The sequence below is a fragment of the Paraburkholderia sp. BR10141 genome (assembly GCF_056155635.1).
The window spans coordinates 1-3866 of record NZ_JBMIQH010000096.1 but is presented as its reverse complement, the minus strand read 5'-3'; the positions used below and the strand labels follow the sequence as shown (position 1 = coordinate 3866).

At 48.9% G+C, this 3866-nt stretch carries 4 protein-coding genes; 3 read left to right on the top strand and 1 reads right to left on the bottom strand.

All coding sequences use genetic code 11. The annotated features are described in order from the left end of the window. Positions 1–13 precede the first annotated feature (13 nt). Positions 14–280, bottom strand: a complete 267-nt coding sequence (locus ACOJB8_RS40850) for an AlbA family DNA-binding domain-containing protein (protein WP_475017914.1) — start codon at positions 278–280, stop codon at positions 14–16. Between the two features lie 265 nt (positions 281–545). Between ACOJB8_RS40850 and ACOJB8_RS40845 the strand changes: the two genes are divergently transcribed. The 3 genes from ACOJB8_RS40845 to ACOJB8_RS40835 all read left to right on the top strand — a co-directional run bounded on the left by ACOJB8_RS40845 (position 546) and on the right by ACOJB8_RS40835 (position 3767). Next, entirely contained in the window at positions 546–1583 is a 1038-nt protein-coding gene (locus ACOJB8_RS40845; protein ID WP_342925459.1) for an IS110 family RNA-guided transposase, read from the top strand. A gap of 769 nt (positions 1584–2352) precedes the next feature. After that, positions 2353–3225 carry a cytolethal distending toxin subunit B family protein gene (locus ACOJB8_RS40840; RefSeq protein ID WP_475017912.1) on the top strand — a complete coding sequence of 291 codons (873 nt, stop codon included), beginning with the start codon at positions 2353–2355 and terminating at the stop codon, positions 3223–3225. Positions 3226–3233: 8 nt separating this feature from the next. Continuing rightward, entirely contained in the window at positions 3234–3767 is a 534-nt protein-coding gene (locus ACOJB8_RS40835; protein WP_475017911.1) for a hypothetical protein, read from the top strand. The last annotated feature ends 99 nt before the right edge of the window (positions 3768–3866 follow it).

Here is a 3866-nt window from a genome sequence, read left to right as displayed (position 1 = left end):
CTATGCTCCCCGCTCAGAGTACTGTTGGGTAGACGTCGATAATGGATCGCTTACGAACGATCTGCGTAGCGACACCTCCATCCTCTCGGATCCCGAACACCAGGTCGCCGCCGACGGTGTTGGCGAACGCGCAGACGTCCTCAGCCAGTGCCTGCTTGCCGCCTCTCGTGAGATCAAGTTGTGCCTTGAAGTCGAGCGTTCGGCTCTCGCGAAATGCGTCGTCGATCAGCCGCTGGATGATCGCTTCGTTGACATCTTCGAGTTTTGCGAGCGGAATCATGATGACCTAGACGGGGCAGAGGATGCCGGAACAAATCGCCTTCGCTCACCGCTGTCTTCGGACCCATCCAGACCTCGACAGAATTTGCAGGAAACAACCCATAATCTGCCAGGTTCCTGCAAATGCATCAACAACTTTAAGCTTCAAACCCTTGCTGCACAAGACGCTTCGAGTATTTCAGATGGAATGGGCACCACCCACCCCAACGGCATAGATATGCCAAAGTTGACGTGCGACGTTCAACTGAGAAGTGGAGGTACCCAAAATGGAGATTACCGCTATCGGCGTGGATTTGGCGAAACACGTCTTCCAGATTCACGCGGTTGATGCTCACGGACATACGGTGTTACGCAAACGTCTCAACCGGTCCCAGATGGTACCGTTCTTCACCCGTCTGTGCCCCTGCCTAATCGGTATGGAGGCATGCGGCAGCGCACATTATTGGGCGCGCAGGCTGGCAACGATGGGGCATACGGTAAAGCTGATGGCACCGCACTTCGTCAAACCCTATGTCAAGACGAACAAGAATGACATGAACGACGCGGAAGCGATCTGTGAAGCTGTGCAACGGCCGAATATGCGCTTCGTCGCGGTCAAGTCAGTGGAGCAACAGAGTATTCTGCATCTGCACGTCAGCCGGCAACTGCTGGTCAAGATGCGCACGCAGGTGAGCAATCATCTGCGGGGCCTGCTGGGCGAGTATGGTGTGATCCTCCCGCAGGGCATCTCACATCTTGCCGATATCCCTGCACTTGCCGAAGACGCGACCAACGATCTACCGGGCTTGCTCAGGCAGTTGCTGATGGACATGCTCAACCACGTTCGAGAGATCGATCGCAAGATCGACGTGATTGAAGCTCAGATCCGCCAATGGCACCGGAACAGCGACGCCAGTCAGCGCCTTGCCGAGATTCCCGGTATCGGCCTGCTGACGGCGACCGCACTAGTTGGCCACATCGGCGCCAACGCGCAGGGCTTTACCAGCGGCCGTCATCTGGCAGCCTATCTTGGCCTCGTACCCCGGCAGCATTCCTCGGGTGGCAAGCAGCGTCTGGCTCACATAAGTAAAAGGGGTGACCCGTATTTGCGAACCCTGCTGATCCACGGCGCACGCGCGGTGGTCCGGATGTGCCAGGGAATCCAGCGACGCGGCTCTACGGCGATCGATCCCTGGCTGGAACATTTATTGGCCCGCAAGCATCCTAACCAGGCAGCCGTGGCGCAGGCAAACCGGAATGCGCGCATTGCGTGGGCGTTGCTCGCAGGCAACCGCGTGTACCGCTCGCCAGTTACCGCAACATGAGCAGCGTATCGAATCGTTCGAAGTCCTCTCCTCACACGATGGTTGCACAAGGCAAGCATGCATGATGGCGATATAGGTCAGACCTCGGTGAGTAAAGCCTGATAGTCGGCCCGGGCATCAAGCCCGATGTTCAGATGAGGACCTCACCGGCGCATTCCATCAAGGCCAGGGCGATGCCCAATTAACGGGCCGAATATAAGGATGCAACCGATCTAACCGTCAGAATGCAAGCTCTCCTTGGCAAACGGGTGGTGCCCATTTTAGAAATTAAAATATTCTTTAGTTGCGATATTAAAATAATAAATTTAATAGGTAATATGAATTGGTCGATGTGTTTAGTTGTTGTATGATTTATTCGCGATTTGCATTTTATTTGATAATCAATTTAGGTGAGGAGAAATGGAAAAAGGTGAGATGCGAGGCGGTGGGGTACACAGTTTCTTGTTCTTAATCTCACTACAAATTCGTTTCCTGATGGAGCTAAAGTCACTTGGTCAAATAGTGATTCAAACGTCTCTCTTGATGTTGGCAAACTACCTCCTGGTATTGCTTCTCCGATGAAAGATTTTGTCCGGCATCAGGGAAAAAGGATTATTGGCAGTGGTCTATGAGAGGTCGGAAATATCAACTGAATTGCTATGATTCAGATCGCTATGTTGTCGTCACTATTAGTAGCTATGGTATTGGAGTTATACCTACCGGCACGAGCCCTGACACGTGGGGGTGGTAGTTCCATTGGATTATTTTTATGAGATAATAGGATTTCAGGATGAAGGCGTGGGCAATTTTTACTTTTCTGATAATCTATTGTGCGAGTAATGCGTTTGCGGCAATTAATGATCGCCGTGTGGTCACCTGGAATCTCCAAGGCGCTAGCGCAAGCACAGAGAGTAAATGGAATGTTAATATTCGCAATGTTTTGCTTGGAAATCAAGATGGCGGATCGGCACCCAATTCAAGGCGCATAGACGTTATGACGATTCAGGAGGCTGGATCGTTACCCGCCTCTATAACGGTTAATCCTCCATTGCCATTGGATGGCCGGCTAGTAAATCCTGATGGGGTTGTTGCGCCTATAAACGAATATCTCTGGAATTTGGGTACGCGAGCAAGACCAATTAATTATTACGTTTATTTTTCTAGGGTTGATACTGGAGCTAACCGAGTAAATCTTGCGATTATTAGTAGGGATAGAGCTGATCAAGTACTGTTGCTTAGGCCCAGAGCCTGGTCGGGAGCAAGGCCAATATTGGGAATAAGACTCGGATCGGATTATTATTTTGGAGTTCATTCCCTGGCAAATGGAGGGTCGGATTCCGGAGCAATTGTTGCACGAGTTTGGGAATACTTCAATCAAAATCAAATTGCTGATCAATGGTTGATCAGTGGTGATTTTAATCGTAATCCAGATTCACTGAGAGGTCTTCTCCAGAGAAATTATCCGCAAGAATATAGGAATGTGACTTTTCAGAATCAGGACCGACCAACCCAAAGAAGTGGCGGTAATTTGGATTATGGGGTTGCTGGGCAAATTAATAATCCATCTGGTGGTCCTAATTTTAACTGCAATTTGTTTACTCCAAGCCTAATGGGTCAACTGGCATCAGATCACTCTCCTGTTTTACTTTGGCCTAAAAAGTAGGCGGTAAGATGAAAAAGAATAGATATTCAATTTTGTTTTTATTTATGGGGTACCTGTTTTTATGTGATGCTACTTTTTCGCAGGTGAAGATTGCAGATGTTGTTTCGGTGAGTAATGTTTTCACTGGACAATTTTTAACAACTATTTATAACAGTGCTGGAGGGTATGTTTATGCATATTCGGCATTTTCATATGGAAATGATAATTCTCGGCAGAATTTTACGATGGCTTATTTAAGTGATGGAGCTGTGAATTTCACGTATAAACCAATTGGCTCATGTTTGAGTGATTATGATAATGGTTATAGTGTGGTCGATGGAAAGTGTGGCGATAATTTGAGAAGAGATCAATGGGAGATACTCCCGGTTGATACTGGAGCAGTGCAGCTGAAGAATGTGTATGCCGGGAAGTGCTTGAGCGTTGATGACAGTGAAAGCAACTCATCCTTGAAATATGTGGATTGTAGTACTACGGGAAAATCTGTTCACGCGAAAGATATGTGGATTATCTCGGCTCCGCGTGGTAATGGCGCTGCCCCGTGATCCGATTGGCGGATGTCCTATGGTAGGTTGTGTCGCGTTAAGGTCGATGCGACGATCAGGCGCCTGAGATGAAGAGGATTGCTTACATCACGAGAGAAT